Origin of the sequence: Phytomonospora sp. NPDC050363, assembly GCF_040655735.1 — a bacterium.
Classification (GTDB): Bacteria; Actinomycetota; Actinomycetes; order Mycobacteriales; family Micromonosporaceae; genus Phytomonospora.
Window position 1 is genome coordinate 261,282 of the sequence record NZ_JBFAKK010000010.1, and the last position, 26,212, is coordinate 287,493.

The 26,212-nt window shown below is 70.7% G+C and carries 26 protein-coding genes and 1 pseudogene; 22 read left to right on the forward strand and 5 right to left on the reverse strand.

The window, feature by feature from the left end; translation table 11 throughout:
- Positions 1–66 precede the first annotated feature (66 nt).
- Positions 67–1,278: a DMT family transporter gene (locus tag AB0I28_RS26495; RefSeq protein WP_357497678.1), complete on the forward strand. Its 1,212-nt coding sequence runs from the start codon at positions 67–69 to the stop codon at positions 1,276–1,278.
- 32 nt (positions 1,279–1,310) lie between these two features.
- Here AB0I28_RS26495 and AB0I28_RS26500 read toward each other — a convergent pair.
- Together AB0I28_RS26500 and AB0I28_RS26505 are read right to left on the reverse strand one after the other, a co-directional pair.
- Positions 1,311–2,372: pseudogene (locus AB0I28_RS26500) on the reverse strand (FAD-dependent monooxygenase); the annotation flags it as partial.
- 193 nt (positions 2,373–2,565) lie between these two features.
- The gene (locus AB0I28_RS26505; protein WP_357497680.1) at positions 2,566–3,681 is read right to left on the reverse strand and encodes an N-acetylmuramoyl-L-alanine amidase; all 1,116 of its coding nucleotides are present in this window, start codon (positions 3,679–3,681) and stop codon (positions 2,566–2,568) included.
- A 131-nt stretch (positions 3,682–3,812) separates the two neighbouring features.
- Here AB0I28_RS26505 and dapE point away from each other — a divergent pair, with 131 nt between their 5' ends.
- The 8 genes from dapE to pheT all read left to right on the forward strand — a co-directional run bounded on the left by dapE (position 3,813) and on the right by pheT (position 11,617).
- On the forward strand, positions 3,813–4,892 hold the full coding sequence (gene dapE / locus AB0I28_RS26510; RefSeq protein ID WP_357497682.1) for a succinyl-diaminopimelate desuccinylase: 1,080 nt from the start codon (positions 3,813–3,815) through the stop codon (positions 4,890–4,892).
- 33 nt (positions 4,893–4,925) lie between these two features.
- Positions 4,926–5,375 (forward strand): PH domain-containing protein, encoded by a 450-nt coding sequence (locus tag AB0I28_RS26515; RefSeq protein WP_357497684.1) that lies wholly within the window; start codon positions 4,926–4,928, stop codon positions 5,373–5,375.
- A 359-nt stretch (positions 5,376–5,734) separates the two neighbouring features.
- Positions 5,735–6,298 carry a translation initiation factor IF-3 gene (gene infC, locus AB0I28_RS26520; RefSeq protein WP_357497686.1) on the forward strand — a complete coding sequence of 188 codons (564 nt, stop codon included), beginning with the start codon at positions 5,735–5,737 and terminating at the stop codon, positions 6,296–6,298.
- 23 nt (positions 6,299–6,321) lie between these two features.
- Positions 6,322–6,516 carry a 50S ribosomal protein L35 gene (gene rpmI, locus AB0I28_RS26525; protein WP_357497688.1) on the forward strand — a complete coding sequence of 65 codons (195 nt, stop codon included), beginning with the start codon at positions 6,322–6,324 and terminating at the stop codon, positions 6,514–6,516.
- 75 nt (positions 6,517–6,591) lie between these two features.
- The gene (gene rplT / locus AB0I28_RS26530) at positions 6,592–6,960 is read left to right on the forward strand and encodes a 50S ribosomal protein L20 (RefSeq protein ID WP_357497690.1); all 369 of its coding nucleotides are present in this window, start codon (positions 6,592–6,594) and stop codon (positions 6,958–6,960) included.
- Positions 6,961–6,964: 4 nt separating this feature from the next.
- The gene (locus AB0I28_RS26535; RefSeq protein WP_357497692.1) at positions 6,965–7,762 is read left to right on the forward strand and encodes an RNA methyltransferase; all 798 of its coding nucleotides are present in this window, start codon (positions 6,965–6,967) and stop codon (positions 7,760–7,762) included.
- Between the two features lie 292 nt (positions 7,763–8,054).
- Positions 8,055–9,134, forward strand: coding sequence for a phenylalanine--tRNA ligase subunit alpha (gene pheS / locus AB0I28_RS26540; RefSeq protein WP_357497694.1), 1,080 nt, complete (start codon positions 8,055–8,057; stop codon positions 9,132–9,134).
- Positions 9,134–11,617, forward strand: coding sequence for a phenylalanine--tRNA ligase subunit beta (pheT, locus tag AB0I28_RS26545; RefSeq protein ID WP_357497696.1), 2,484 nt, complete (start codon positions 9,134–9,136; stop codon positions 11,615–11,617). The genes pheS and pheT overlap by 1 nt, the downstream gene beginning before the upstream one ends.
- Before the next feature lie 62 nt (positions 11,618–11,679).
- Here pheT and AB0I28_RS26550 read toward each other — a convergent pair whose 3' ends face one another.
- Positions 11,680–12,123, reverse strand: coding sequence for an SRPBCC domain-containing protein (locus AB0I28_RS26550; RefSeq protein ID WP_357497698.1), 444 nt, complete (start codon positions 12,121–12,123; stop codon positions 11,680–11,682).
- A 126-nt stretch (positions 12,124–12,249) separates the two neighbouring features.
- A complete protein-coding gene (locus AB0I28_RS26555; RefSeq protein ID WP_357497700.1) occupies positions 12,250–12,966 on the reverse strand; it encodes an AfsR/SARP family transcriptional regulator in 717 nt (238 codons plus the stop codon).
- A gap of 236 nt (positions 12,967–13,202) precedes the next feature.
- On the opposite strand from AB0I28_RS26555, the gene AB0I28_RS26560 reads away from it, so the two are divergent.
- From AB0I28_RS26560 to argH, 10 genes are all read left to right on the forward strand, one after another.
- Positions 13,203–13,364: a hypothetical protein gene (locus tag AB0I28_RS26560; RefSeq protein ID WP_357497701.1), complete on the forward strand. Its 162-nt coding sequence runs from the start codon at positions 13,203–13,205 to the stop codon at positions 13,362–13,364.
- A 119-nt stretch (positions 13,365–13,483) separates the two neighbouring features.
- Positions 13,484–14,026 carry a hypothetical protein gene (locus AB0I28_RS26565; RefSeq protein ID WP_357497703.1) on the forward strand — a complete coding sequence of 181 codons (543 nt, stop codon included), beginning with the start codon at positions 13,484–13,486 and terminating at the stop codon, positions 14,024–14,026.
- Positions 14,027–14,210: 184 nt separating this feature from the next.
- On the forward strand, positions 14,211–15,227 hold the full coding sequence (gene argC, locus AB0I28_RS26570; RefSeq protein WP_357497705.1) for an N-acetyl-gamma-glutamyl-phosphate reductase: 1,017 nt from the start codon (positions 14,211–14,213) through the stop codon (positions 15,225–15,227).
- On the forward strand, positions 15,224–16,375 hold the full coding sequence (argJ, locus tag AB0I28_RS26575; RefSeq protein ID WP_357497707.1) for a bifunctional glutamate N-acetyltransferase/amino-acid acetyltransferase ArgJ: 1,152 nt from the start codon (positions 15,224–15,226) through the stop codon (positions 16,373–16,375). The genes argC and argJ overlap by 4 nt, the downstream gene beginning before the upstream one ends.
- The gene (gene argB / locus AB0I28_RS26580; RefSeq protein WP_357497709.1) at positions 16,372–17,250 is read left to right on the forward strand and encodes an acetylglutamate kinase; all 879 of its coding nucleotides are present in this window, start codon (positions 16,372–16,374) and stop codon (positions 17,248–17,250) included. The genes argJ and argB overlap by 4 nt, the downstream gene beginning before the upstream one ends.
- Positions 17,247–18,545, forward strand: a complete 1,299-nt coding sequence (locus tag AB0I28_RS26585; protein WP_357497711.1) for an acetylornithine transaminase — start codon at positions 17,247–17,249, stop codon at positions 18,543–18,545. Before argB ends, AB0I28_RS26585 begins: the two co-directional genes overlap by 4 nt.
- Positions 18,546–18,550: 5 nt before the next feature.
- Positions 18,551–19,504, forward strand: a complete 954-nt coding sequence (argF, locus tag AB0I28_RS26590) for an ornithine carbamoyltransferase (protein ID WP_357497788.1) — start codon at positions 18,551–18,553, stop codon at positions 19,502–19,504.
- Positions 19,501–19,995: an arginine repressor gene (locus AB0I28_RS26595; RefSeq protein ID WP_357497713.1), complete on the forward strand. Its 495-nt coding sequence runs from the start codon at positions 19,501–19,503 to the stop codon at positions 19,993–19,995. Before argF ends, AB0I28_RS26595 begins: the two co-directional genes overlap by 4 nt.
- Positions 19,996–20,029: 34 nt before the next feature.
- Positions 20,030–21,241, forward strand: coding sequence for an argininosuccinate synthase (locus AB0I28_RS26600; RefSeq protein WP_357497715.1), 1,212 nt, complete (start codon positions 20,030–20,032; stop codon positions 21,239–21,241).
- Positions 21,238–22,635, forward strand: coding sequence for an argininosuccinate lyase (gene argH / locus AB0I28_RS26605; protein ID WP_357497717.1), 1,398 nt, complete (start codon positions 21,238–21,240; stop codon positions 22,633–22,635). The genes AB0I28_RS26600 and argH overlap by 4 nt, the downstream gene beginning before the upstream one ends.
- Positions 22,636–22,685: 50 nt before the next feature.
- On the opposite strand, the gene AB0I28_RS26610 is transcribed toward argH, so the two are convergent.
- On the reverse strand, positions 22,686–23,585 hold the full coding sequence (locus AB0I28_RS26610; RefSeq protein ID WP_357497719.1) for an SMP-30/gluconolactonase/LRE family protein: 900 nt from the start codon (positions 23,583–23,585) through the stop codon (positions 22,686–22,688).
- An 89-nt stretch (positions 23,586–23,674) separates the two neighbouring features.
- On the opposite strand from AB0I28_RS26610, the gene AB0I28_RS26615 reads away from it, so the two are divergent.
- The 3 genes from AB0I28_RS26615 to AB0I28_RS26625 all read left to right on the forward strand — a co-directional run bounded on the left by AB0I28_RS26615 (position 23,675) and on the right by AB0I28_RS26625 (position 26,209).
- The gene (locus AB0I28_RS26615) at positions 23,675–24,148 is read left to right on the forward strand and encodes an Lrp/AsnC family transcriptional regulator (protein ID WP_357497790.1); all 474 of its coding nucleotides are present in this window, start codon (positions 23,675–23,677) and stop codon (positions 24,146–24,148) included.
- Between the two features lie 32 nt (positions 24,149–24,180).
- Complete coding sequence (locus AB0I28_RS26620) at positions 24,181–25,158, forward strand: NAD-dependent epimerase/dehydratase family protein (RefSeq protein WP_357497720.1); 978 nt, start codon at positions 24,181–24,183, stop codon at positions 25,156–25,158.
- Between the two features lie 64 nt (positions 25,159–25,222).
- On the forward strand, positions 25,223–26,209 hold the full coding sequence (locus tag AB0I28_RS26625; protein WP_357497722.1) for an NAD-dependent epimerase/dehydratase family protein: 987 nt from the start codon (positions 25,223–25,225) through the stop codon (positions 26,207–26,209).
- Positions 26,210–26,212 lie beyond the last annotated feature (3 nt).

Here is a 26,212-nt window from a genome sequence, read left to right on the forward strand (position 1 = left end):
CGGCCCGCGCCGGCCCCCGCGTTCGCGCGCGGGGGCCGCACCCCCACCCCTGTCCGGAGGCCCCCCATGCCGGAAAGCGAGCCCGCTAGAACCACGGCCGTAAGGGACAAGGTTGTCCCACCGGCCCGCCCGCCCGTCCCCGTACTGGTCGCCATCGGCCTCGCCTTCGCCGGCGGCCTGGCCACCGCCCTCCAGTCGGCCCTCAACGCCGAACTCGGACTCCGTGTCGGCTCACCCCTCTCGGCGGCCCTGGTCAGCAACCTCGTCGGCGGCGTACTGCTCCTGGCGATCCTGATCACGGTCCCCGCCACCCGACGCGGCCTCGCCCGCATCCGCCACCAGCCCCAACGCTGGTGGGTCTACATCGGCGGCGCCTTCGGCGCCGTGTTCCTGTTCACCGGGGCCTTCACCGTCCCCCTCATCGGCGTCGCCCTGTTCACGGTCGGCCAGGTCTGCGGACAGACCGGCGGCGGCCTCCTCGCCGACCGCGCCGGCCTCGGTCCCAACGGCCGCGTCAACGTCACCGGCTGGCGCGTACTAGGCACCGCGCTCGCCGTCGTCGCCGTCCTCGTCGCCCAGTTCGGCCGCGGCTTCAGCGCCGACAGCGCCTGGTGGCTCCTGCCCCTGGTCGCCGTCATGGGCATGGGCCTTGCCGCGCAGGGCGCCCTCAACGCCCGCCTCACCGTCATCTCCCGACAGCCCTTCTCCACCGGCATGGTCAACTTCACCGTCGGCACCCTCACGGTGCTGATCGTCTTCACCCCGCTGCGCCTCGCCGGCGTCATCCCCTGGAACGGTCTCCCCACCGAACCCTGGCTCTACGCGGGCGGACTCGTCGGCCCCTTCGTGGTCACCGCCGCCGTGCTCTCCATCGCCCGCCTCGGCGTCCTCCGCAGCGGACTCGGCGGCCTCGCCGGACAACTCACCGGCGCGCTCGCCCTCGACGTCGTCCGCACCGGCAACCCGCCCTCGCCATGGGTCGTCGCGGGCGTGCTCATCACGGCCGCCGCGGTGGTGGTGTCCGGCCGCAGGCCGCGCCGGGGTTTAGGGAACCACCACGCGAGAAGGCCGCCGCCCGCCCCGGCGGCGGCCCCCGCGCCCCCTCACCGCGTCATCGCCTCGGACATCCTCCGGCGCATCGGCCCCACCCGGTCGATCGTGCGGAACACCGCCCGCGTCATCACCCGCGAGAACGCGCTGTCGCTCACGCCCGACCGCAGGTTCCGCAACGCCGCCTTCACGGTCGGGAACGCATACCCGCGCATCTTCGCCTCGTAGTCGCCGACCGCCGCGGTCAGGTCGCGCTTCCCGCTCACGACCGACTCGATCGCCCGGCACAACTCGCCGGCGTCCACGATCGCCGTGTTCGCCCCCGCGCCCGCCGTCGGCGGCATGCAGTGCACCGCGTCCCCCAGCAGCGTCACGTTGCTCGGCGCCCAAGGCCCGACCAGTGTCGCCACCGTGAACGGGTACACCATCACCGTCCCCAGATCGCTCAGCGCCATCAGGTCGAGCAGCCCCGAATGCCACCCGTCGACCGCCGACATGGCCAGATCCAGCAGCGCCCACGGCTCCAGACCCGTCACCGCCGCGCGCTCACCGACCTTGTCCCACGTCGTCACCAAGTTCCACATGACGTAGTCGGCCGTCTCGTCCCGCAGCGGATCCGCCGCCGGGCCGGCGCGCTCGCCCCGGAACTCGTGCGCGGCCAGGAACATGGCCTTCCCGCCGGGCCCGAAGACCATTCCGGATCCGGCGAACAGCTGCCCCGGCAGCAGTTCCCGCGTCCGCTCGGTCAGCGGGACCTTCCCGGAGATGGTGAAGGCGCCGGTGTCGAGCCGGGGTGCGTGCGGGAGGCGCTGCTCGCGCACTCGCGAGCCGGCGCCGTCGGCGGCGACGAGCAGATCGGCGTCGCTGTGGCTGCCGTCGGCGAAGTGCGCGCGGACCCGCCCGCCGGGCAGCTCGCTGTAGGCCTCGAACCTCTTGCCGAAGGCGACCACGTCGTCGAGCTCGGACAGCAGCACCTTGCGCAGCGCCATCCGGTCGACCGACTTGTAGCCGTCGACGTAGTGGTCGGCCGCCGGGTTGTCGTCTCCGAGGACGAGCAGCCGCCGCAGCCGCTCGTCGTAGAAGCCCAGTGAGGTGTTGGGCTTGCCGGCGGTCTCGGCGAATTCCCGGTACAGATGCTCGGGCAGGCATTCGTGGAGCGCCCGGCATCCCTTCGGGCTTATATGGACGCGATAGCCCTGAAGGCGTTCGCGACTGGTGCGGTCCCGCTCGAAGACCTGGACGGGCACACCCGCCCGCCGCAGTCCTTGGGCGAGGGTGAGGCCGCCGATTCCGCCGCCGACGACGGCCGCTGTGAAAGCCATGACGAACTCCGTTTCCGCTGGTCGATCGCGTGTGACGCAACGGTATGGAGTTCGGCGGGGTCTCGAATCGGTCAGATGACCGGCGCGAGGGGACTTAAGGCGTCCCCGGCGGCCGCGCGGACGCACCCGCGCGGCCGCCGCTGCGGGACGGGCGGCCCCAGGATCGCCGCCCGCCCCGCCGCCGGGACAAGCCCTAGAACGCCTTGCGGACGACCCCGCCGACGACGGCGCACCAGGTGCTCATCGACACCTTGCCGTTGCGGGGGAGTCCGTGCAGTCGCTGCACGTCCTGGAGTGCGTCCTTGGTGGCGCCGTCGAAGGCGCCGGTGATGGCGACGTCGGCGTAGCCCTTGCCGTTGAGCATGAACTGGATCGCCTCGACGGGCAGGCCGGTGTCGTGGCGCCCGAGCTCCGGGGCGAGGGTCTCCCAGGTCTCCGGCGTGAGGGTGGCGTCGATGTCGACGGGGATGTTGTTGCGCGACTGCCAGTCCTGCACGGCCGCGACGGTCGCGGCGCCGAACACGCTGTCCAAGGGCACCTCGTAGCCCTTGGCCTTGAGCAGGTACTGCGCGACGCGCACGACCGGCCCGCCGACGAAGCGCCAGGTGTCGGGCCAGCGGCGCTCGGGGATGTCGCGCCACTCGGTGTCGAGCTTGCGGGCGACGGCCCGGCGCAGCTTCGGGAACTGCCGGTAGAAGGCGGCGCCCGGACACAGCGTCGACCGGTAGTCCCAGTGGCCGAAGATGTCGTGGGCGTGCAGGCCGTACTTGCGGCAGATCGCGACGCACAGCGCGGTCAGCGAGTCGAAGAGTTCTTCCGGGGGCGTCTCGGTGACGTAGGTGCCCTCGTTCTCGATGCCGATGGAGCGGCCGTTCTCGCCGGGGCAGTGCGCCGAGACGATCTGGTTGGCGCCGTTGCGAAGGGCGTCGAGGCTGCCCCGGCGGCCCTCCATGATGTAGCCGCCGCGGCTGACGGTGAAATGCTGGCCGGTGTCGGACCAGCCGTTGCCGTCCATGTGCAGGTCCTGGCAGTCCTTGGCCAGCTTGATCGCCTGCTCGCGGGAGTAGTCGGTCACATTGGGGAAGGCCATGTGGTGGACGATGATCTTGTTCGTGGCGATGGCGCTGGCCGACAGGGGACTCGACGGCGGGCGGGCGCCCCACGCGTCGCAGCCGAGGATGTCGGGGAACCTGCCCGGATGGGCCTGCGCGGAACCGGGGAGGGCCAGTCCGGCGCCCGCGACCGACACGGCCGCGGTGGCCAGGGACGCCTTGAACAGGCGCCGGCGGGTCAGATCACTGGAGGTCATGGGGTGGATCCCTTCAGGACCAGGGGTGTGGTTGTAGGAAAACTCCTCACAGCTTCGTCGCCGTGAAGGAGATTTTCAAGAGGCGAGTGGCGCGACCTGGCGCCGACCGGCTGCGCGTATCGTGATCAGTTGTGGCCGTACTTGACGAAAAGACCCTTGCCGATCCCGTCGCCCTCACCCGCGCCCTCGTCGACATCGAGTCGGTGTCGGGCGACGAGGACGCCATATCCGACGCGATCGTCGAGGCCCTCGCCGGACTCGGACACCTGAACGTCGAACGCGACGGCAACGTGGTCTTCGCCAGCACGAACCTCGGGCTGCCCCGCAGGGTCATGCTCGCCGGGCACACCGACACCGTGCCGCTGCACGACAACTTCCCCTCTCGCACCGAGGGCGACATCATGTGGGGCTGCGGTACCTCCGACATGAAGTCGGGCACCGCCATCGCCCTGCACCTCGCGGCGACCGTCACGCGGCCGCGCCACGACCTCTCCTTCGCGTTCTACGACTGCGAGGAGATCGAGGCCGAGCGCAACGGGCTCAACCGGATCGCCGCGACCCGTCCCGAGTGGCTCGCCGCGGACTTCGCGCTGCTGCTGGAGCCGACCTACGCGGCCGTCGAGGCGGGCTGCCAGGGGACGATGCGCGCCGACATCCGCACCAGCGGCGTTCGTGCGCACGCCGCACGCAGCTGGCTGGGCAGCAACGCCATCCACGCCGCCGCCGAGGTGCTCAACCGCCTCGACCGCTACGAGGCCCGCAAGGTCACCATCGACGGCTGTGACTACCACGAAGGCCTCAACGCGATGTTCATCAACGGGGGAGTGGCCGGCAACGTCGTCCCCGATGAATGCGTAGTGCAGGTCAACTTCCGCTTCGCCCCCGACCGCGACCTCGCCGCCGCCGAGGCGCACGTGCGCGCGGTGTTCGCCGGCCTCGACGTCACCATCGTCGACAGCGCGCCCGGCGCGCTGCCCGGCCTCGACGCTCCCGCCGCCAAGGAGTTCCTGGCCGCCGTAGGCCGCCCGGCGGCCGCCAAGCTCGGCTGGACCGACGTGGCGCGCTTCGCCGCGCTCGGTATCCCCGCGGTCAACTACGGACCCGGCGACCCGAACCTGGCGCACAAGCAGGACGAGCGGGTCGAGATCCCGCTGATCGGCGAGTGCGCCGACGTCCTGCGGCGTTACCTGACAGCCGAGGAGGGCGTGTAGATGAGCGGCGCGACGATCGGGGAGACTCGGGGCGTGGAAACACCCGAGACCGTCACCTTCCGCCCTCGCCGCGCGCGGCGGGCCTGCTGGATCGCCGCCGTCGTGGTCGTGGTGGCCTTCAGCCTCCTCGCGATCGGGCTGACCGGCCCGACCGACGGCGGCGGGGTGTTCGAGCCCGCCGACCAGGTTGCGATGGTCGTGCTCGGCCTGCTGGGCGCCGCGCTGATCCTGCTGTTCACGCGGCCGGTGATCCGCGCCGACGCCAAGGGCGTGCACGTCCGCAACGTCGTCGGCGGCTACGACCTGCCCTGGCAGGTCGTGCGTGCGGTCCGCTTCGAGCGCGGTGCCTCCTGGGCGAGCCTCGAACTCGAAGACGACGACGAGGTGTCGGTGATGGCGATCCAGGCCGTCGACAAGGGCGAGGCCGTCGAGGCGGTGCGCACGCTGCGCGCGATGCTGGCCACCGCACGTGGAGAGAACTGACCTGGTACTCTTAGGTGTCGACCACATCGTCGGTGTCTTTGTGATGCATCCGGTCATGCGCCGGGTTAGGCACGTAGTTCGCCGTGATGTCGCAAGCGGAGCCCCGCTCCCACCCGAGCAGCCGTCTGGTTTTCCAGGAATAGGCAGCCGGGTCCGGTCGTTCGTACTAGGCGTCTGAAACAGACGTCCGTACGGGCATAGCCGCGCACTCTCGTGCACGGCTACCGGTCGAGCGGGCCTCAAGCGCTTCTCAGCGCCTGGGGCCTTGTTCTTTTGGGGTTGAGCCCTGCTTCGCGACGGTCGTCTAGAGACCAACGGTGTATTCGCAGACTCAAGGAGGCCCCATCAGCGACGCGCGCGTGAACGAGCAGATCCGGGCACGGGAAGTCCGGCTCGTCGGTCCGCAGGGAGAACAGGTCGGGATCGTTTCCCTCGACCAGGCCCTGCAGCTGGCTGCCGATGTTGACCTGGATCTGGTCGAGGTTGCGCCCATGGCACGCCCACCGGTGTGCAAACTCATGGACTACGGCAAGTACAAGTACGAGGCCGCGCTCAAGGCGCGCGAGGCTCGGCGCAACCAGCAACAGACCGTCATCAAAGAGATGAAGCTCCGGCTCAAGATCGACACGCATGACTACGAGACCAAAAAGGGTCACGTCCTGCGGTTCCTGAAGGCCGGCGACAAGGTCAAGGTAACGATCATGTTCCGCGGCCGTGAGCAGAGCCGCCCCGAAATGGGCAAGCGCCTGCTGGAACGGCTCGCCTCCGACGTGGAGGAGTTCGGTCTCGTCGAGTCGATGCCTCGCCTCGACGGCCGGAACATGATCATGGTGATGGCGCCGCACCGGGCCAAGCAGACGCCGGCCGCCGCCAAGGCGGAGGCGGAGGCGGAAGCCGCCGAGGCTCCGGCAGCCGTCGAGTAACAACCCCGAGGAGTAACGGCACAATGCCGAAAATGAAGAGCCACAGTGGCATGGGCAAGCGGATCAAGATCAGCGGATCCGGGAAGCTTCTGCGCCAGCGCGCGAACCGCCGCCACTACCTTGAGCACAAGCCCTCGACGCTGACCCGCAAGCTTGACGGGACCGTCGAGGTCGCCAAGGGCGACGAGAAGCGGATCCGCAGGATGCTCGGGCTCTGACCCCGCATCAAGTCGAGAGCATCAACCCAGGTCGTCCGGAGACAGTCCGGGCGGTCGTGATGAGGAGATACACCCGTGGCACGTGTTAAGCGGGCAGTCAACGCCCAGAAGAAGCGCCGCTCCGTTCTGGAGGCCGCCAGCGGTTACCGCGGCCAGCGTTCCCGCCTGTACCGCAAGGCGAAGGAGCAGCTGCTCCACTCGCTCACTTACTCCTACCGGGACCGTCGCGCTCGCAAGGGCGAGTTCCGTCGGCTGTGGATCACGCGTATCAACGCGGCGGCCCGCGCCAACGGCATGACCTACAACCGGTTCATGCAGGGCCTGACCCTCGCCGGTGTCGAGGTGGACCGCAAGGTCCTCGCCGACCTGGCCGTGACCGACGCCGCCGCGTTCACCGCGCTGGTCGAGGTCGCCCGCAAGTCGCTGCCGGCTGTCAACGCCTAGGCGCATGCAGGATCATTCACCCGGGGTGGATCCGTACACGGTACGGACCCCCCGGGTAATCAATGCCCGCAAACTTCTGCGGCGCCGCAACCGCGACGCCCGTCGCGAGTTCCTCGCCGAGGGACCGCAGTCGGTCCGCGAGGCACTGCGCGCCGGGGCCGTCACGGAGCTGTTCGGCACCGCCGAGGCCCTGGGCCGTCACGCCGAACTCGCCGCGGAGGCCGAGCGCGTGTCCACCGTGGACGACGCGGCCCTCGCGGCCCTGTGCGACACCGTGCAGCCGCAAGGCCTCGTCGCGGTGTGCGGCTACGTCGACGTCTCCCTGCCGGCCTCCCCGCGTCTGGCGGTGATGCTCGCGGGCATCTCCGATCCCGGGAACGCCGGGACGATCCTGCGCACCGCCGACGCGGCGGGTGCGGGTGCGGTGGTCTTCCCCGACGACACCGTCGATCCGTACAACGGCAAGTGCGTCCGTTCGGCGGCGGGAAGCCTGTTCCACGTCCCGGTCGTGCGCGGGGGAGATCCGGCGGAGCTGCTGAAGACCCTTCGCTCGGCGGGCACGAGAGTCCTCGCCGCTGACGCGTACGGCGACACCGACCTGCACACACTCGCTGACGAGGGCGGGCTGGCCGCGCCGACGACGTGGTTGTTCGGCTCCGAGGCGCACGGCCTGCCGCCGGAGATGGCCGAGGCGGCCGACCTGCGGGTGAAGATCCCGATCTTCGGGGCCGCGGAGAGCCTGAACCTCGCCGCCGCAGCGGCGATCTGCCTGTACACCAGCGCTCGCGCGCAGCAGGGCTAGAAGCCGGAGATCGTTGCGGCCACGAGGTCGCGGCCGCTCGCATGGTGGACGCGGCGTCGGCCGCGCACGGACCCGCTACACTTCACGCGTGTCCTATCCCGCTCCCGTATCGTCCGCCGTCGCCGCTCGCGGCCACCGGCGCATGACGCCGTGGTTTAGCGGGCCCGCCGGTGGCGGGCCGCTGCGGTAGCGAACACGTAGGGCTCCTCTCAACACCGGCGGGCAGGCGGCGCAGCCGCGCGTCCAGCCAGGTCCTAGACTGCCCCACCGGGTGTCTTTACGAGAGTGAGCCATGACGTACCGCAATGATCCGTATGACCCTAAGCAGGTCGCCCTCCTCGATCCGGCCGCTCTCGAGCGGGCCGTCAACGAGGCGGAGAAGTCCTTCGGTGAAGCCGCCGACCTCGACGCGCTGGCGGCGGTGAAGCACCTGCATCTCGGTGACCGCGCCGCGGTGTCGCTCGCGCGGCGCGAGATCGGCGCGCTTCCCCCTGCCGCGAAGGCCGACGCCGGCAAGAACGTCAACCAGGCGCGCCAGGCGATCCAGGCCGCCTTCGACGCCCGCCGCGAGGTGCTGGAGGCCGAACGGGCCGCGCGCGTGCTGCGCGAGGAGACCGTCGACGTCACCTTGCCCGCCGACCGGCGCCCGCAGGGCGCGCGTCACCCGCTGACGCTGCTCGGCGAGCAGGTCGAGGACCTCTTCATCGGGATGGGCTACGAGATCGCCGAAGGCCCGGAGGTCGAGTCCTCCTGGTACAACTTCGACGCGCTCAACATGGGCCCCGACCACCCGGCGCGGCAGATGATGGACACCTTCTACCTGGAGACCGCCTCGCGGCAGGTGTCGAAGGACCTCGTTCTGCGCACGCACACCTCGCCGGTGCAGATCCGCACGATGCTCGACCGGGAACCGCCGATCTACGTCGTCTGCCCCGGGCGGGTCTACCGCACCGACGAGCTCGACGCGACGCACACGCCGGTCTTCCACCAGGTCGAGGGTCTGGTGATCGACAAGGGCATCACCATGCGGCACATGCGCGGAACGCTGGAGCACTTCGCGCGCGAGATGATCGGCGCCGACATCACCACCCGCATGCGCCCCTCCTACTTCCCCTTCACCGAGCCCAGCGCCGAACTCGACCTGTGGTGGCCCGGCCACCGCGACGGGCCGCGCTGGATCGAGTGGGGCGGCTGCGGCATGGTCAACCCGCGCGTCCTGCGCGCCTGCGGGATCGACCCCGACGTCTACACCGGCTTCGCCTTCGGGATGGGCATCGAGCGCACCCTGATGCTGCGCAGCGGCGTCACCGACATGCGGCACATGGTCGAAGGCGACGTGCGGTTCGCGCGCGCCTACGGAATGGAGATCTGATGCGCGTATCGCTTTCCTGGCTGCGCGAGTACGCCGCTATCCCGGCCGGGGCGACCCCGCTGGAGGTCGACACCGCGCTGGTCCGCGCCGGCCTGGAGACCGAGTCGGTCGAGGACCTGCGCGAGAAGGTGACCGGACCGCTGGTCGTCGGGCGGGTCGCGAGCGTCGAGGAGCTCACCGAGTTCAAGAAGCCGATCCGGCACTGCCTCGTCGAGGTCGGCGAGGCCGAGCCGCGCAGCATCATCTGCGGGGCCCGCAACTTCGCCGAGGGCGACCTGGTGGTCGTCGCGCTGCCCGGTGCGGTCCTGCCCGGCGGTTTCGCGATCGGTTCGCGCAAGACCTACGGGCGCCTGTCCGACGGGATGATCTGCTCCTCGCGTGAACTGGGCGTATCCGACGAGCACGAGGGCATCATCGTCCTGCCGTCCGACGTGGACGCCGCCGTCGGCGACGACGCGCGCCCGGTGGTCGGCCTCGACGACGTCGTCTTCGAGGTCAACGTCACCCCCGACCGGGGCTACTGCTTCTCCGTGCGCGGCGTCGCCCGCGAGGTCGCGCAGTCGCTCGGTGTCGACTACCGCGACCCGGCCGAGCTGACCGTGCCCGGGACCGTGACCGCCGAGGGACCGTACCCGCTGCGGGTCGAGGACACCGAGGCCTGCCCGCGCTTCGTGCTGCGCGCCGTCACCGGTGTCGACCCGAAGGCGCAGTCCCCGCAGTGGATGCAGCGCCGCCTCACCCACGCCGGGATGCGCCCGATCTCGCTGGCCGTCGACATCACCAACTACCTGATGCTCGAACTCGGCCAGCCGCTGCACGCCTTCGACCGCACCGCGCTGCGCGGCACGCTCGTGGTCCGCCGCGCCCATCCGGGGGAGAAGCTCACCACCCTCGACGACGTCCAGCGCGTCCTCGATCCCGAGGACATCGTCATCGCCGACGACTCCGGCGTGACGTCGCTGGCCGGTGTCATGGGCGGGTCCACCAGCGAGGTCGCCGACGACACCACCGAGGTGCTGTTCGAGGCCGCCAACTGGGAGCCGGTGTCGATCGCGCGCACCGCCCGCCGTCACAAGCTTGTCAGCGAGGCGGGCAAGCGCTTCGAACGCGGAACCGACCCCGCGCTGTGCGCCGTCGCGGCGACCCGCGCGGCCGAACTGCTCGTCGAGTACGGCGGCGGTGTGCTCGAAGAGCACGTCACCGACATCGACAACCGCCGCCCCCGCACGCCGGACACCATCTCCGCCGGTCTCGCCGCCCGCCTCGCGGGTATCGACTACACCGTCGAGGAGACCGTCGAGGCGCTGCGGACCGTCGGCTGCGAGGTCGCCGTCGACGGCGCCGAGCTCACCGTCACCGCGCCGAGCTGGCGCCCGGACTTGACCGACCCGGCCGACTACGCCGAGGAGATCATCCGGGTCCGCGGCTACGACGCGCTCGAAGGCGAACTCCCGAACGCCACCCCGGGCCGGGGACTGACCGCCGAACAGCGCCGGCGGCGCTCGGTCGGGCGCTCGCTCGCCGAGGCCGGCTACGTCGAGACCCTCTGCTACCCCTTCGTGGCGCCGGAGGCGCACGACGCCTTCGGGCTCGGCGCCGACGACCCGCGACGCCGGGCGCTGCGCATCGCCAACCCGATCTCGGCCGCCGAGCCGGAGCTGCGCACCTCGCTGCTCCCGCCGCTGCTCGGCGCGCTCAAGCGCAACATCGGGCGGGGACACCGCGATCTCGCGCTCTACGAGGCGGGTCTGGTCTTCCACCCGAAGCAGGGCGCCGAGGAGCTGCCGGTCCCCGAACCGGCCGTCGACCGGCGTCCCTCCGACGAGGAGTTGGCGCAGATCGCCGCGATCATGCCCGAGCAGCCGCGGCACGTCGCCGTGGTCCTGGCCGGGGACTTCGAGCCGGCCGGATGGTGGGGCCCCGGGCGCGCCGCCGACTGGACCGACGCGGTCGCCGCGGCCCACACCGTCGCCCGCTCCGGCGGGATCGAGCTGACCGTGCGCCAGGGCGAGTACGCGCCGTGGCACCCGGGACGCTGCGCCGAGCTGGTGCTCGACGGCCGCGTCGTCGGGTACGCCGGCGAGCTCCACCCCGAGGTGATCGAGGCCCTCGAACTGCCCCGCCGCACCTGCGCGATGGAACTCGATCTCGACGCCCTGCCGCTGCCGGAGGCCGTCCGGGCCCCGAGCGTGTCGATCTACCCGCCGGCGCGCATCGACGTCGCGGTGGTCGTCGCGGCCTCCACGCCTTCGGCGGAGGTCGCGCGGGCGCTGTCGGAGGGCGCGGGCGAACTGCTGGAGGACATCGAGCTGTTCGACGTGTTCTCCGGTGAGCAGCTCGGCGAGGGCCGCAAGTCCCTCGCCTACAAGCTCACCTTCCGCGCCGAGGACCGCACGCTGACCGCCGAGGAGGCCGTCGCCGCGCGCGATGCCGCCGTCGCGGTGGCCGCCGAGCGCGTCGGGGCGGCACTGCGGGCCGTCTGACCCGCGAGGCGACGAAGGGGTGCCACCGGTTCGATCCGGTGGCGCCCCTTTTCGCGTCCGGCTCAGCCCCGAACGGCGGCGACTCGCGCGGCGAGCGCGGCGTTCATCGCCTCGAACTGCGGGCCGGTGCGCTCCCGCAGTCGCTTGGTCATGAAGGGGACGAGCAGCCCTTTGAAGTTCTCGCTCTGGGTCAGGCGGGTGCGCCCGTCACCGAGGTCGGTGAGGGTGAACAGGTGCTCGCCGTCGAAGACGCCGGGCATGAGGAGGCGTCCGAGCCAGCGCAGTTCGCCGGGCGCGTCGGCGACCAGGACCTTCGGGGTGAAGGTCATCTCGCCGCCCTGGGTGTCGCGCATCTTGAGGGTGAGTGTGGAGCCGACGACGGGTTCGCCTGTGGCGGAGAAGATGAAGGGATTCCACTCGCTCCAGGCGGAGAGGTCGGACAGGACGGCCCAGATCTCATGCGGGCTCGCCTCGATGTCGGTGGTGCTGCTGAGGTTGAACGCCACGGTTTCTTCCCATCGTCGGCCGGGACGGTGCGGCGGGCGGAAGCATGCCACGTGGGTGGCGCACTCGGCGCGGTGCCCCGGACGAACACGTCCGGGGCACCGTCGTCGGCCGATCTGAGTGCGGGGTCAGGCGTGCAGGATCTCTTCCTGCGCGCGGCGGAGTTCCACGGAGGGTTCCAGACCGAGTTCGCGGCGCAGTACCTGCCGCGCGGACCCGTAGGCGGCCAGCGCGCCCGCCCGGTCTCCGGTGTCGGCGAGGGAGCGCATGAGCAGGAGCCAGGCGTTCTCTCGCAGCGGCTGCTCGGCGAGCAGCATCCGCAGGTGGGGGATCGGTGAGGACGAAGTCTGGGACGGATTGCGGTCGGCCAGTCGAAGGCAGACCGCGGCGTACTTCTCGACGGTCGCGGCCCGCTGCTCGTCGAGCGCGTCGAGCGCCAACTTGAGCGGACCGTGACCTGTTAAGCCGTCGGCGGCCTGACCGCGCCACACGTCGAGCGCGCGGCGCAGGTGGTCTTGCGCGTCGGGCAGCCGCGCCGTGGCTATCGCCGCGTCTGCGGCGGCCACGGCTTCGGCGAATATCTCCACATCGGACTCTCCACAGTCGACACGCAGCAGGTACGACCCGCGTGGCGACTCCAGTCGAGGCATGCCAACGCGGCAGAGTGCGGCTCGCAGTTGCGAGGCGTACGTCCGTACGTTGGCCTGCGCGGATTCAGGCGGTTCCTTCTCCCAGAGCGTCTGGACGACAGTTCCCAGCGACACACGGCGGTTTGCCTGCCGCAACAGCAGCGCCAGAAGTACCGCTCGCTTACCCCGGTCGAAGACGACGCTCTCTCCGCGCATCCCCGTGACCTCGATAGGTCCGAGGAGCCGAAAACGAATCGTCAACGAAAGCCTCCCCAGGCCATTGATCAATTTACCGGCGCCAATCTAGCGGCGTTTCGGACGACGCGTCAATGCCTCGGGCTGCGTCGGCACCGTCCGGAGTGGACAGAGCGTATGCGGTTGCGTATGCGCTCGGTGTCTACGGTGATCATCGTTGTGCACGGACGGATCCACCTTCAGTTGGGAGCGATTCCATGAGGATGATCACCAGGCTCGCCGACGCGCTGCTGGGAGGGCTCGCGCCGCGGGGCCGCGCCGAGGCGGCCTGTATCGGCGAGGCTCAGTACTACTGCCAGGACCACGTCAGCTACTTCGTGGACGCCTGCGGCAAGACCCACAGGCTCGGCACCTGCTGAACGCCCGGCCCGGTGCGGGGCTTTCGGGCGCCGCGCCGGGTTGCTGAACGTGACCGCATGCGCTTTACTGCAACCGATCCTCACCCAGCTATGTGGACACCCCTCACGGAGGAAAAGTCATGCCCTTTCTCGTCGCCGCGGTAGTGCTGGTAGGCGCGATCGCCACCTTGAACCTGCTCCTGACCGTCGGGGTCATCCGACGGCTGCGCGAGCACACGACCCAGCTGGCCGGGATCGGCGACATGTCCGGCCCCGGTGGCCCCTCGGTGGGCGACCCTATCGAGGAGTTCTCCACCACCGCCGTCGACGAGACGCCCGTCGCGCGGGCCGACCTCGACTCCTTCGCGCTCGTGTCGGTGATGAGCCCCGGCTGCGGCCCGTGCGAGGAGAAGCTGCCGAAGCTGGTGGAGATGCTCGACAGCGGTGAGCTGCCCAAGAAGAGCGTCCTGGCGGTCATCGCCGGCTCCGAGGAGGACGCGGTGCCGATGGTCACCGCGCTCCAGAACCTCGCCGTCGTGGTCCGTGAGGAGCCGGTCAGTGGCGCCGTCCAGTCGGCCGTCGGCATTCGCGCCTACCCGACGATGTTCACCGCGGGCGAGGGCAAGGTCGCCACGATCGTGCAGGACCTGGCGAAGGTGAAGGCCAAGGCCTCCGCCAACTGACGCCGGGGCCTCGCGCCGGTACATATACATAAGGAAAAGAACCCCGCCGACCGGTGACGGTCGGCGGGGCCGTTCGTTGTGCACCATGTGATGGGCGCCACGGGATATCCGAATGAGACGCCTGAGTGGATTGAGATACAGTGGTCCGCATACTCATTCAGTCGGCTCCTCCTGGAGGAAGAACATGGGCACGCGCGTGGCGGTCGCCGGGGCAAGCGGATACGCCGGAGGCGAGCTGCTCCGCCTGCTCGTCGGGCACCCCGAGTTCGAACTCGGCCCACTCACCGCGCACAGCCAGGCCGGTGCTCCGATCATCTCGGTCCACCCGCACCTGATCAGCCTCGCCGGTCGTGACTTCGACCGCGCGACCCCCGAGGCGTTCGCCGACGCCGACCTCGTCTTCCTCGCGCTCCCGCACGGCGAGTCGGCCGCGATCGCCAGGAAACTGCCCGCGCACGTGAAGGTGGTCGACCTCGGCGCCGACCACCGCCTCACCGACGCCGCCGCCTGGTCGGCCTACTACGGCGGCGAGCACGCCGGCGCCTGGACCTACGGCCTTCCCGAGCTTCCCGGTCAGCGGGCGGCGATCGCAGCGTCGGACCGGGTCGCGGCCACCGGCTGCTACGTCGTGGCCAGCACCCTCGCGCTGCGCCCCGTCATCGACGCAGGGCTCGCCGAGCCCGCAGACGTCGTCGTGGTGGCCGCGTCGGGCACCTCCGGCGCGGGCCGGACCCCGAAGGCCAACCTGCTCGGCAGCGAGGTCATGGGCGACGTTTCGGCGTACAAGGTCGGCACGCACCAGCACACCCCCGAGATCAAGCAGGCCAGCGGCGCCGCGTCGCTGTCCTTCACACCGGTGCTCGCACCACTCCCGAGAGGCATTCTGGCCACGGTGACCGCCCGACCGACGAGGCCGGGCCTGTCTTCCGACGAGGTCCGGCAGGCACTACAGGCGGCATACGCCGACGCGCCCTTCGTGCACGTCCTGCCCGAAGGGCAGTGGCCGCACACGGCGGCGACGTACGGCACCAACTCCGCCCACCTGCAAGCCACCGTGGACAAGGACGCGGGACGCATCATCGTCGTCTCCGCGATCGACAACCTGGGCAAAGGCGCGGCCGGTCAGGCCGTGCAGTGCGCCAACCTCATGCTCGGCCTGCCGGAGACCACCGGCCTCGCCATCAACGGAGTAGCACCGTGACCATCACCTTCCCCGACGGCTTCCGCGCCGCCGGAGTCGCCGCCGGCATCAAGTCGTCCGGCGCCAAGGACCTCGCCCTCGTCGTCAACGACGGCCCCTCCCGGGTGGCCGCCGGCGTCTTCACCGCCAACCGCGTCCACGCCGCCCCGGTCAAATGGAGCCGCCAGGTCCTGTCCGACGGGCAGCTGACCGCCGTCGTCCTCAACTCCGGCGGCGCCAACGCCTGCACCGGCCCCAAGGGCTTCGCCGACACCCACCACACCGCCGAGAAGGTCGCCGAGCTCCTGGGCATCGGCGCCGCCGAGGTCGCCGTCTGCTCCACCGGGCTCATCGGCGAGTTCCTGCCCATGGACGCCGTGCTGAGCGGTGCCGAGCAGGCCGTCAAGGAGCTGTCGGCGGACCTGGGCGGCGCGGCCGCCGAGGCGATCATGACCACTGACACCAAACCGAAGTCGGTCACCTGGTCGCAGGACGGCTGGGGCGTCGGTGGCATGGCCAAAGGCGCCGGCATGCTCGCGCCGGGTCTGGCGACGATGCTCGTCGTGCTCACCACCGACGCCGAGATCACCGCCGAGACGGCCGACTCCGCCCTGCGCGAGGCCTGCCGCCTCACCTTCGACCGCCTCGACTCCGACGGCGCGATGTCCACCAACGACACCGTCCTGCTGCTGTCCTCGGGCGCCTCGGGCGTCGCGCCGGACCCGGACCTGTTCACCGAGATCCTGACCCACGCGTGCGAGGACCTCGCCCAGCAGCTCCTCTCCGACGCCGAGGGCTCCACGAAGGACGTCGAGATCGAGGTCGTCAACGCGGCCACCGAGGACGATGCGGTCACCGTCGGACGATCCATCGCCCGCAACAACCTCGTCAAGACCGCGCTGTTCGGCAAGGACCCGAACTGGGGCCGGATCCTGGCCGCCGTCGGCACCACCGACGCCGCCTTCGACGCCGACGAGCTCGACGTGGCCGTCAACGGCGTATGGGTATGCCGCAAGGGCGCCGCGGCCGAGGACCGATCGCTGGTCGACATGGAGGAGCGCGACGTCGTCATCACCGTCGACCTCCACGCCGGCGACGCGACGGCCACGATCTGGACCAACGACCTCTCGCACGCCTACGTGCACGAGAACTCGGCGTACTCGTCATGACCGACATGGACGACGCGCTCGCCAAGGCGCACACCCTCATCGAGGCCCTTCCCTGGCTCACGCGCTTCCACGGCAAGATCGTGGTCGTCAAGTACGGCGGGCACGCCATGGCCGACCCCGCCCTGCGCGCCTCCTTCGCCGCCGACATGGTCTTCCTGCGCTACGCCGGGCTCAAACCCGTCATCGTTCACGGCGGCGGCCCGCAGATCTCGAAGATGCTCGACCGCCTCGGCATCGAGAGCGAGTTCAAGGGCGGCCTGCGCGTCACGACCGCCGAGTCGGCCGAAGTGGTCCGCATGGTCCTCGTCGGCCAGGTCGGACGCGAACTCGTCGGACTGATCAACGAGCACGGCCCCTTCGCCGTCGGCATGTCCGGAGAGGACGCCCGCCTGCTCACCGCCGAGCGCCGGCACGCCTACGTCGACGGCGAGGCCGTTGACGTAGGGCAGGTCGGCGACGTCGCCAACGTCAACACCGCCGCGATCACCGACCTCATCGAGGCCGGCCGCATCCCGGTCATCTCCACCGTCGCGCCCGACGTCGACGGCGTCCTGCACAACCTCAACGCCGACACCGCCGCCGCCGCGCTGGCCACCGCCCTCGGCGCGCAGAAGCTGGTCGTCCTCACCGACGTCGCCGGCCTCTACTCCGACTGGCCCGACACCGCGAGCCTCATCAGCCAGATCACCGCCGACCAGCTCGCCGAACTGCTCCCGCGGTTGTCGGCCGGGATGGTCCCGAAGATGGAGGCCTGCCTGCGCGCCGTCAAGGGCGGCGTGCCCCAGGCGCACGTCATCGACGGCCGCCTCGCCCACTCCATCCTCCTCGAGATCTTCACCTCCGAAGGGACCGGAACCATGGTGGTGCCGTCATGAACCTCACCGAGCAGAACCAGGTCATGAGGGACCGCTACGAGGCGGCGTTCATGCCCAACTACGGCGTCCCTCCGCTGACCCTGGCCGGCGGCAGCGGCTGCCACGTCACCGACGCCGACGGCAACGTCTACCTCGACTTCATCGGCGGCATCGCCGTGTCCAGCCTCGGCCACGCCCACCCCTCCCTGATCAAAGCGGTCGGCGACCAGGTCGCCACCCTCGCGCACACCTCGAACCTGTTCATCAACGAACCCGAGGTCCTGCTCGCCGAGAAGCTGCGCTCACTGGTCGGCGCGCCCGCCAAGGTGTTCTTCGCCAACAGCGGCACCGAGGCCAACGAGTGCGCCCTGAAGCTGGCCATCAAGTACGGCAAGAACACCGGCCGCGGCTACATCGTCGCCGCAGAGGACGGCTTCCACGGCCGCACCCTCGGCGCCCTGTCGATCACCGGCAAGGCCGCCATCCGCGAACAGTTCGGGCCCTTCGGCATCGACGTGCGCTTCGTCCCCTACGGCGACGCCGAGGCCCTCGAAGCCGCCGTCACCACCGACTGCGCCGCGGTCTTCCTCGAACCCACCCAGGGCGAGGCGGGCGTCGTCCCACCCCCGGCCGGCTACCTCGCCGCCGCCCGCGCGATCTGCGACGAGACCGGCGCCCTGTTCGTCCTCGACGAGATCCAGTCGGCCATCGGCCGCACCGGCGCATGGTTCGCCCACCAGCACGAAGACGTCGTCCCCGACGTCCTCACCCTCGCCAAGGGCCTCGGCGGCGGCCTCCCCATCGGCGCCTGCCTCGCCTTCGGCGAGCACGGGACCCTGTTCGCCAAAGGCGACCACGGCTCCACCTTCGGCGGCAACCCCGTCTGCGCCGCCGCCGCGCTCGCGGTCCTCGACACCATCGACGCCGACGGCCTGCTCGCCAACGCCGCCAACATCGGCCGCCACCTCGCCGACGGGATCACCGCCCTGAACCTCCCGGGCGTCAAGGGCGTCCGCGGCCGGGGACTGTGGCTCGCGATCGTCTTGACCGACGACCGCTCCGCCGAGGTCGAGGCCGGCCTGCGCGCCAACGGCATCCTCGCCAACGCCCTGCGCCCCAACGCGGTGCGCCTGGCGCCTCCACTGGTCATCACCCGCGACCACGTGGACATCTTTCTAGCCGCCCTTCCGGCCGCTCTGGGTGTCGCCGGCGAAGGAGGAGCGGTACGGGCCGCCGACCTCGCCACCGGGCCGGGGGGATCCGGGCGACTGAGCGGCGAAGACAACCCCGCTTATCCCCCAGGAGGACGACCGTGACCCTCATCCCGGCCCCACTCAGGCACTTCCTCAGAGACGACGACGTGACCGCCGCCGAGCAGCGTGTGCTGCTCGCGCTGGCGGCGATGCTGAAGTCGGACCGGCGGGCGCTCCAGCCGCTCGCCGGTCCCCGCTCCGTCGCGGTCCTCTTCGAGAAGCAGTCGACCCGCACGCGACTGTCCTTCGACGTCGGCATCGCCGAACTCGGCGGCCACCCGATCATCGTCGACGCCCAGGGCAGCCACCTGGTGCGCGGCGAGACCATCGGCGACACCGCGCAGGTCCTGTCCCGTTACGTCGACGCGATCGTGATCCGCACCTACGGCGACGACCGCATCCGCGACCTCGCCGCGGCCGCGACCGTCCCCGTCGTCAACGCCCTCACCGATGGCTTCCACCCCTGCCAGCTGCTCGCCGACCTGCTCACGATCAACGAGCGCCTCGGCGGCGCCGAAGGCCGGATCCTGACCTACGTCGGTGACGGCGCCAACAACATGGCCCACTCCTACCTCCTCGCCGGAACCCTCGCCGGCGCGCACGTGCGCATCGCCGCACCCGACGGCTACCTTCCCCACCCGGCCATCGTCGCCGACGCCGAGGCGATCGCCGCCACCACCGGCGGCAGCGTGACCATCGGCAAGGACGCCGTCGAGGCGGCCAAGGGCGCGCACGTCCTCACCACCGACGCGTGGGTGTCCATGGGCCACGGCGACGCTGAGACCCGCACCCGCGACCTCGCGCCCTACCAGCTCAACGGCGCACTGCTGGCCCACGCCGACCCCACCGCCGTCGTCCTCCACTGCCTTCCCGCCCACCGCGGCGAGGAGATCACCGACGAGGTCATTGACGGGCCCCAGTCCGCCGTCTTCGACCAGGCCGAGAACCGCCTCCACGCCCAGAAGGCACTGCTCGCCTGGCTCCTCGACCCGGCCCTGCGCGTCGAGGGAGGCACCGCGTGAGCGGCCCCCTCACCAAATCCGCCCGCCAGGCCCGCGTCACCGAACTCATTCGCAGCCAGCCGGTCCGCTCCCAGTCCGAACTCGCCGACCTCCTCGCCGGCGAGGGCATCGCGGCCACCCAGGCCACCTTGTCCCGCGACCTGGAAGAGCTCGGCGCGGTCAAGGTCCGCGGCACCGACAAGCTCCCGGCCTCCTACGTCATCCCCGAGGAGAACGGCCCGCCCCTGCGGCCCAACGCGACCCCGCCCGACCGCCTCGTGCGGCTCCTGCGGGAACTCCTCACCGGCGCCGACCACTCGGGCAACCTCGCGGTCCTGCGAACACCGCCCGGAGCCGCCCAGTTCCTCGCCTCCGCGCTCGACCGCTCCGGGCTGGCCGACATCGTCGGGACCATCGCCGGCGACGACACCATCCTCGTCGTCGCCCGCGACGGCCTCACCGGCGCCGAACTCACCGACCGGCTGCTCACCTGGGCCGGCAAGGACAACTGATCAGCCTCACGAAGACCTCAAGGAGCACAGACCCATGACCGAGCGCGTAGTACTCGCCTATTCCGGGGGGCTGGACACCTCGGTGGCGATTCCGTACCTCGCCGAACAGACCGGCGGCGACGTCATCGCCGTCGCCATCGACGTCGGCCAGGACGGCGAGGACCTCGACGTCATCAAGCAGCGGGCCCTCGACTGCGGCGCCGCCGAGGCCGAGGTCGTCGACGCCCGCGACGAGTTCGCCGCCGAGTACTGCATCCCCGCGATGCGCGCCAACGCGCTCTACATGGACCGCTACCCCCTCGTCTCGGCCCTCTCCCGGCCCCTGATCGTCAAGTACCTCGTGAAGGCCGCCGAGAAGCACGGCGCCGGAATCGTCTCCCACGGCTGCACCGGCAAAGGCAACGACCAGGTCCGCTTCGAAGTCGGCCTCGCCGCCCTCGCCCCGCACCTGAAGGTCATCGCCCCCGCCCGCGACTTCGCCTGGACCCGCGACAAGGCCATCGCCTACGCCGAGTCGAAGGGCCTGCCCATCGACGTGTCCAACAAGTCGCCGTACTCGATCGACCAGAACCTGTGGGGCCGCGCCGTCGAGACCGGCTTCCTGGAGGACATCTGGAACGCGCCGATCGCCGACATCTACGCCTACACCGCCGATCCGGCCGCCGCGAACGACCCCGACGAGGTCGTCATCACCTTCGAGGCCGGCGTCCCCGTCGCCCTCGACGGCGAGACCAAGACCGCCTGCGAGATCGTCACCGAACTCAACTCCCGCGCCGGCGCGCAGGGCGTCGGCCGCCTCGACATGGTCGAAGACCGGCTCGTCGGCATCAAGAGCCGCGAGATCTACGAGGCCCCCGGCGCGATCGCGCTCATCACCGCCCACCAGGAGCTGGAGAACGTGACCGTGGAACGCGACCTCGCCCGCTTCAAACGCTCCGTCGACCAGCGTTGGGGCGAACTCGTCTACGACGGACTGTGGTACTCGCCGCTCAAGAAGGCCCTCGACACCTTCATCGACGAAGCCCAGCGCCACGTCACCGGAGAGGTCCGCATGACCCTCCACGGTGGACGCGCCACCGTCACCGGCCGCCGCTCCGAGGCGTCCCTCTACGACTTCGGCCTGGCCACCTACGACGAGGGCGACCGGTTCGACCAGACCCTCGCCCGCGGCTTCGTGGAACTGTTCGGACTTCCCAGCAAGCTCGCCTCCGCACGCGACGAGCGCGTCAAGGGCGGTGCCGAATGAGCAGGCTGTGGGGAGGCCGCTTCGAAGGCGGCCCCGCCGACGCGCTCGCCGCCCTGTCGGCCAGCGTCCACTTCGACATGCGGCTGGTGCCCTACGACATCGCCGCCTCCCGCGCGCATGCCCGCGTCCTCCACCACGCGGGGCTTCTCACCGAGGACGAACTCGTCTCCATCGTCGACGCGCTCGCCGAACTGGAGGTGGCCGTCGCGGCCGGCGAGTTCGTCGCCACCGTCGCCGACGAGGACGTGCACACCGCCCTGGAGCGCGGACTCGTCGAGAAGCTCGGCCCGCTCGGCGGGAAACTCCGCGCCGGCCGCTCCCGCAACGACCAGATCGCCACCGATCTGCGCCTCTACCTGCGCGACCACATGCGCGGCCTGGCCGGCAGCGTCCTCGACCTCGCCGAGGCGCTCACCGGTCAGGGCGAGGCGCACATCGCCACGCCCGCGCCGGGCATGACCCACCTCCAGCACGCGCAGCCGATCACCTTCGGGCACCAGCTCCTCGCGCACGTCCAGGCGTTCCTGCGCGACCTCGACCGGATCAGCGACTGGGACGAGCGCACCTCGGTCTCCCCGCTGGGCTCGGGCGCGCTGGCCGGATCCTCCCTCGACCTCGACCCGGTCGCCGTCGCCAAGGAACTGGGCTTCGCCTCGGCCGCGGCCAACTCCATCGACGCCGTCGCCGACCGCGACTTCGTCGCCGAGGCCCTCTTCGTGACCGCGCTGATCGGCGTGCACCTGTCCCGACTCGGCGAAGAGGTCATTCTGTGGACCTCGCAGGAGTTCGGGTGGGTCGAACTCGACGACGCCTTCGCGACCGGATCGTCGATCATGCCGCAGAAGAAGAACCCCGACATCGCCGAACTCGCACGCGGCAAGTCCGGGCGCCTCATCGGCAACCTCACCGGCCTGCTGGCGACTCTCAAGGCGCTTCCGCACGCCTACAACCGTGACCTGCAAGAGGACAAGGAGCCGGTCTTCGACAGTCTCGACAACCTCTCCCTGGTGCTCCCCGCCTTCGCCGGGCTCATCGCGACCATGAGCGTGCGCACCGAGACCATGGCCGCCGCCGCGCCCGTCGGCTACAGCCTCGCCACCGAGGTCGCCGACTGGCTCGTCCGCAAAGGCGTCCCCTTCCGCGACGCCCACGAGATCACCGGCGCGCTGGTGTCCCACTGCGGGAAGAACGGCCTCGAACTCCACGAAGTGACCGACGACGACCTCGCCGGCATCAGCCCTCACCTCGACGCGAGCGTCCGCGACGTCCTCACCGTCGAAGGCGCCCTCGCCGCCCGCACCACACCGGGCTCCACGGGGCCCGGGCCGGTCGCCGACCAGCTCGCCGCGGTCAAGGAGAAGTTGCGGGACCGGCGAGACTGGGTCAGTGCTTGAGTGAAGCGAAGAAGGCGCCCCGGTACCGGTTCCGGGGCGCCTTCCCCTCTCTACAGCCGAGCGGCGCCGTTGACGGTCACCTGTAGGGAGTACACGGCGGCCGAGGCGGTGATGAACAGACGGTTGCGCTTGCGGCCGCCGAACACCAGGTTCGACACCGCCGCCTCCGGGATCGCGATCTTCCCGATCAGCGTCCCGTCGGGGTCGTGCACATGGAGCCCGTCACCGGCCGCGACCCACACACGCCCGTCGGTGTCGACACGCACCCCGTCGGGGTTGCCGACCGTGATCGCCGCGAACTCCCTCCCACCGCTCAGCCGCGCGCCGTCCACGTCGAAGACGCGGATGTGCCGGCGCCGGGTATCGGCGATGTACAGCAGGCTCTCGTCGACGGAGAACGCCAGGCCGTTCGGCCGCTCGAAATCCGTCGCCACGGCCTCCACGTCCCCGCTGCCCGGGTCGATCCGGTACACATGGCACCCGTCGATCTCCTGCTCGGCGCGCTCGCCCTCGTAGTCGGACGTGATGCCGTAGGGCGGGTCGGTGAACCAGACGGCGCCGTCGGCGGCGACCACGGCGTCGTTGGGGCTGTTGAGGCGCTTGCCGTTCCACCTGTCGGCCAGGATCGTGGTGGAGCCGTCGTGCTCGACGCGCGTCACGCGGCGGGCGCCCTGCTCACACGTGACGACACGGCCCTGGCGGTCGATGGTGCGGCCGTTGGTGTAACCGGCGCCGGTGGCGAACACGCTCACCGAACCGTCGGTCTCGTCCCAGCGCATCACCCGGTCGTTGGGGATGTCGGAGAACAACAGGTACTTGCCCGACGCGACGTAGGCCGGCCCCTCCGTCCAGCGGCCGCCGGTCCACAGCCGCTCAAGATAGTCGTCGCCGCGAACGGCGGTGAAGCGTTCGTCGAGCTGCTCGTAGACCACCGGGATCAGATCAGGCATCATCGCCTCCAAGTTGAAAACCGTTCAGGCCGAATATAAGATCACCGAACGACATTCGGCAATGAGAGCTGTGCGACAGAGGAGATTCGATCGTGGACGACATCGACCGGCGCATCCTCGCCCGACTCCAGCACGACGCCACCGAGTCCTACGCCGGCCTGGCCCGCTCCGTCGGCCTGTCCGGCGGCGCCGTCCACGAACGCGTCCGCAAACTCAAGGAACGCGGCGTCATCCGCCGCACCACCATCGACGTCGACCCCGCCGCCCTCGGCAGGGGAGTGCTCTCCTACGTCCTCATCGACGCCAAGTCCTGGATGGGCGAACCCGCCACCGGCGAGGCGCTCGCCGCGATCACCGAGGTCGAGGAGGCCCACATCATCGCCGGGGCCGGCACCCTCCTTCTGAAGATCCGCACCGCCACCACCCAGGACCTTCAGGGAGTCCTGCGCCGGCTCTACACCGTGGAGGGCGTCGCGAGCACCCAGAGCATCGTCGTCCTGGAGACCTTCTTCGAGCGGCCGCCCGACCCGCTCCACGACGTGGCCGCGCCCGAAATCCCTTGATCCGCAAGCCTTCGGCGAGACACAGTCTCCCCATGCGTCTACTCATCCTCGGCGGCAACGTCTACCTGTCGAAGGCCACCGCCCTGCACGCCATGACCCGCGGGCACGACGTCACCGTCGCGTCCCGGGGGACCAGCGGCGAACCACCGGCCGGCGCCCGCTTCGTCGCCATCGACCGCTCCGCCCCCGACGGCATGGAAGCACTGCGCGGCGAGCGCTTCGACGCCGTCATCGACGTCGCGCGCATCCCGCTCCACGTCAAGAACGCCCTCGCCGTCCTCGACACCGGCCACTACGGCTTCGTCTCCAGCCTCAGCGTCTACCGCGACGACGTCGCGCCCGACCCGGCCGATCCCGGCACACTTCTCGATCCCACGCCCGACGACCACACCGCGTTCGGCATGGAGCACTACGGCGCCAACAAGGTCGCCTGCGAGAACCAGATCCGCGCCGCCCATCCCACTTCCCACGCCAACTACCGCGCCGGGCTCATCGTCGGCCCCGGCGACCCCGGTGACCGCTTCGGGTACTGGCCCTGGCGCATCGCCCAGGGAGGCGAGGTCCTCGCCCCCGGCGACCCGAACGCGCCCATCCAGTGGATCGACGTCGAAGACCTCGCCGCCTGGACCCTCAACGCCGCCGAGAACGGCACCACCGGCGCCTACGACGGCGTCGCCCCCGCCGTCACCTGGCTGAGCTTCCTCACCGGCATCGCCGACACCCTCGGCGCGGATGTGGACTTCACCTGGGTCGGCACCGAACACCTCACAGCCCACGACGTCAAACCATGGGCCGGGCCCGGCTCCCTGCCCTTCTGGCTCCCGCCCGGCCACCCCGAACTCATGAACCGCGACGCGACCGCCGCCATCGACGCGGGCATGCCGACCCGCCCGCTCGCCGACACCGTCGCCCGCTGGCACGCGCTCCACGGCGGCACCGCCGAACTCAAGGCGGGAATCACCCGCGAAAAGGAGACCGCGGTGCTCGCCGCCTGGCACGCCCGCGGCTGAGCACGCGCTCCGCCGAGGGCGAACATCCTTGCCCCGCGCCGCGCCGCGCGTCGAAGATCGCCGCATGCGTCTACTCATTCTCGGCGGCAACGTCTACCTGTCGAAGGCCACCGCTGTCCAAGCCGTGTCACGCGGGCACGACGTCACCGTCGCGTCGCGCGGCGCGAGCGGTGAACCCCCGGGCGGCGCGCGCTTCGTCAAGATCGACCGCTCCACGGCCGAAGGCATGGACCCGCTGCGCGGCGAGCGCTTCGACGCCGTCATCGACGTCGCGCGTCTGCCCCTGCACGTCAAGAACGCCCTGGACGCCCTCGGTGAGACCGGCCACTACGGCCTGGTCTCCACCTGCAGCGTCTACACCGACAACGCCACACCCGGGCAGACCCCCGCGACCGCCGAGGTCTTCGAACCCACCGCCGACGACTTCGCCGACCCCGACATGCGCCACTACGGCGCGGCGAAGGTCGCCTGCGAGAACCTCGTCCGCGACCGCTTCGGCGACAAGGCCTTCATCGTCCGAGCCGGCCTCATCGTCGGGCCCGACGACCCCGGTGACCGCTTCGGGTACTGGCCCTGGCGCATCGCCCAGGGAGGCGAGGTCCTCGCCCCCGGCGCACCCGACGACGCCGTCCAGTGGATCGACGTCGAAGACCTCGCGGCCTGGCTCCTCGACGCCGCCGAGAGGCACACCACCGGCACCTACGACGGCAAGAGCCTCCCCATCACCCGCGAAAACTTCCTCGACCAGATCATCACCGCGCTCGCCGCCGAGGCAACCCTCACCTGGGTCGGCCGCGAATTCCTCGACGAGCACGGCGTCGGCCCCTGGGCGGGACCCGACTCCCTCCCTCTCTACCTGCCCCTGCCCGAGTACGGCGGCTTCCTCAGCCGCGACAGCACCCCCTCCGTCGAAGCCGGCATGGCGATCCGCCCCCTGGCCGACACCGCCCGCCGCTGGCATGCCTGGAACGACGGGACACCGGCGGTCAAGGCCGGCATCGATCGCGCGAAAGAGACCGAGATCCTCACCGCCTGGCACGCCCGCACCTGACCC

Coding starts and splice junctions, on each gene's coding strand:
- AB0I28_RS26495 (WP_357497678.1), top strand. CDS start 67: ATGCCGGAAAGCGAGCCCGCTAGAACCACGGCCGTAAGGGACAAGGTT.
- AB0I28_RS26505 (WP_357497680.1), bottom strand. CDS start 3,681: ATGACCTCCAGTGATCTGACCCGCCGGCGCCTGTTCAAGGCGTCCCTG.
- rpmI (WP_357497688.1), top strand. CDS start 6,322: ATGCCGAAAATGAAGAGCCACAGTGGCATGGGCAAGCGGATCAAGATC.
- AB0I28_RS26535 (WP_357497692.1), top strand. CDS start 6,965: ATGCAGGATCATTCACCCGGGGTGGATCCGTACACGGTACGGACCCCC.
- pheS (WP_357497694.1), top strand. CDS start 8,055: ATGACGTACCGCAATGATCCGTATGACCCTAAGCAGGTCGCCCTCCTC.
- pheT (WP_357497696.1), top strand. CDS start 9,134: ATGCGCGTATCGCTTTCCTGGCTGCGCGAGTACGCCGCTATCCCGGCC.
- AB0I28_RS26555 (WP_357497700.1), bottom strand. CDS start 12,966: ATGCGCGGAGAGAGCGTCGTCTTCGACCGGGGTAAGCGAGCGGTACTT.
- AB0I28_RS26560 (WP_357497701.1), top strand. CDS start 13,203: ATGAGGATGATCACCAGGCTCGCCGACGCGCTGCTGGGAGGGCTCGCG.
- AB0I28_RS26565 (WP_357497703.1), top strand. CDS start 13,484: ATGCCCTTTCTCGTCGCCGCGGTAGTGCTGGTAGGCGCGATCGCCACC.
- argC (WP_357497705.1), top strand. CDS start 14,211: ATGGGCACGCGCGTGGCGGTCGCCGGGGCAAGCGGATACGCCGGAGGC.
- argB (WP_357497709.1), top strand. CDS start 16,372: ATGACCGACATGGACGACGCGCTCGCCAAGGCGCACACCCTCATCGAG.
- AB0I28_RS26585 (WP_357497711.1), top strand. CDS start 17,247: ATGAACCTCACCGAGCAGAACCAGGTCATGAGGGACCGCTACGAGGCG.
- AB0I28_RS26600 (WP_357497715.1), top strand. CDS start 20,030: ATGACCGAGCGCGTAGTACTCGCCTATTCCGGGGGGCTGGACACCTCG.
- argH (WP_357497717.1), top strand. CDS start 21,238: ATGAGCAGGCTGTGGGGAGGCCGCTTCGAAGGCGGCCCCGCCGACGCG.
- AB0I28_RS26610 (WP_357497719.1), bottom strand. CDS start 23,585: ATGCCTGATCTGATCCCGGTGGTCTACGAGCAGCTCGACGAACGCTTC.
- AB0I28_RS26620 (WP_357497720.1), top strand. CDS start 24,181: ATGCGTCTACTCATCCTCGGCGGCAACGTCTACCTGTCGAAGGCCACC.
- AB0I28_RS26625 (WP_357497722.1), top strand. CDS start 25,223: ATGCGTCTACTCATTCTCGGCGGCAACGTCTACCTGTCGAAGGCCACC.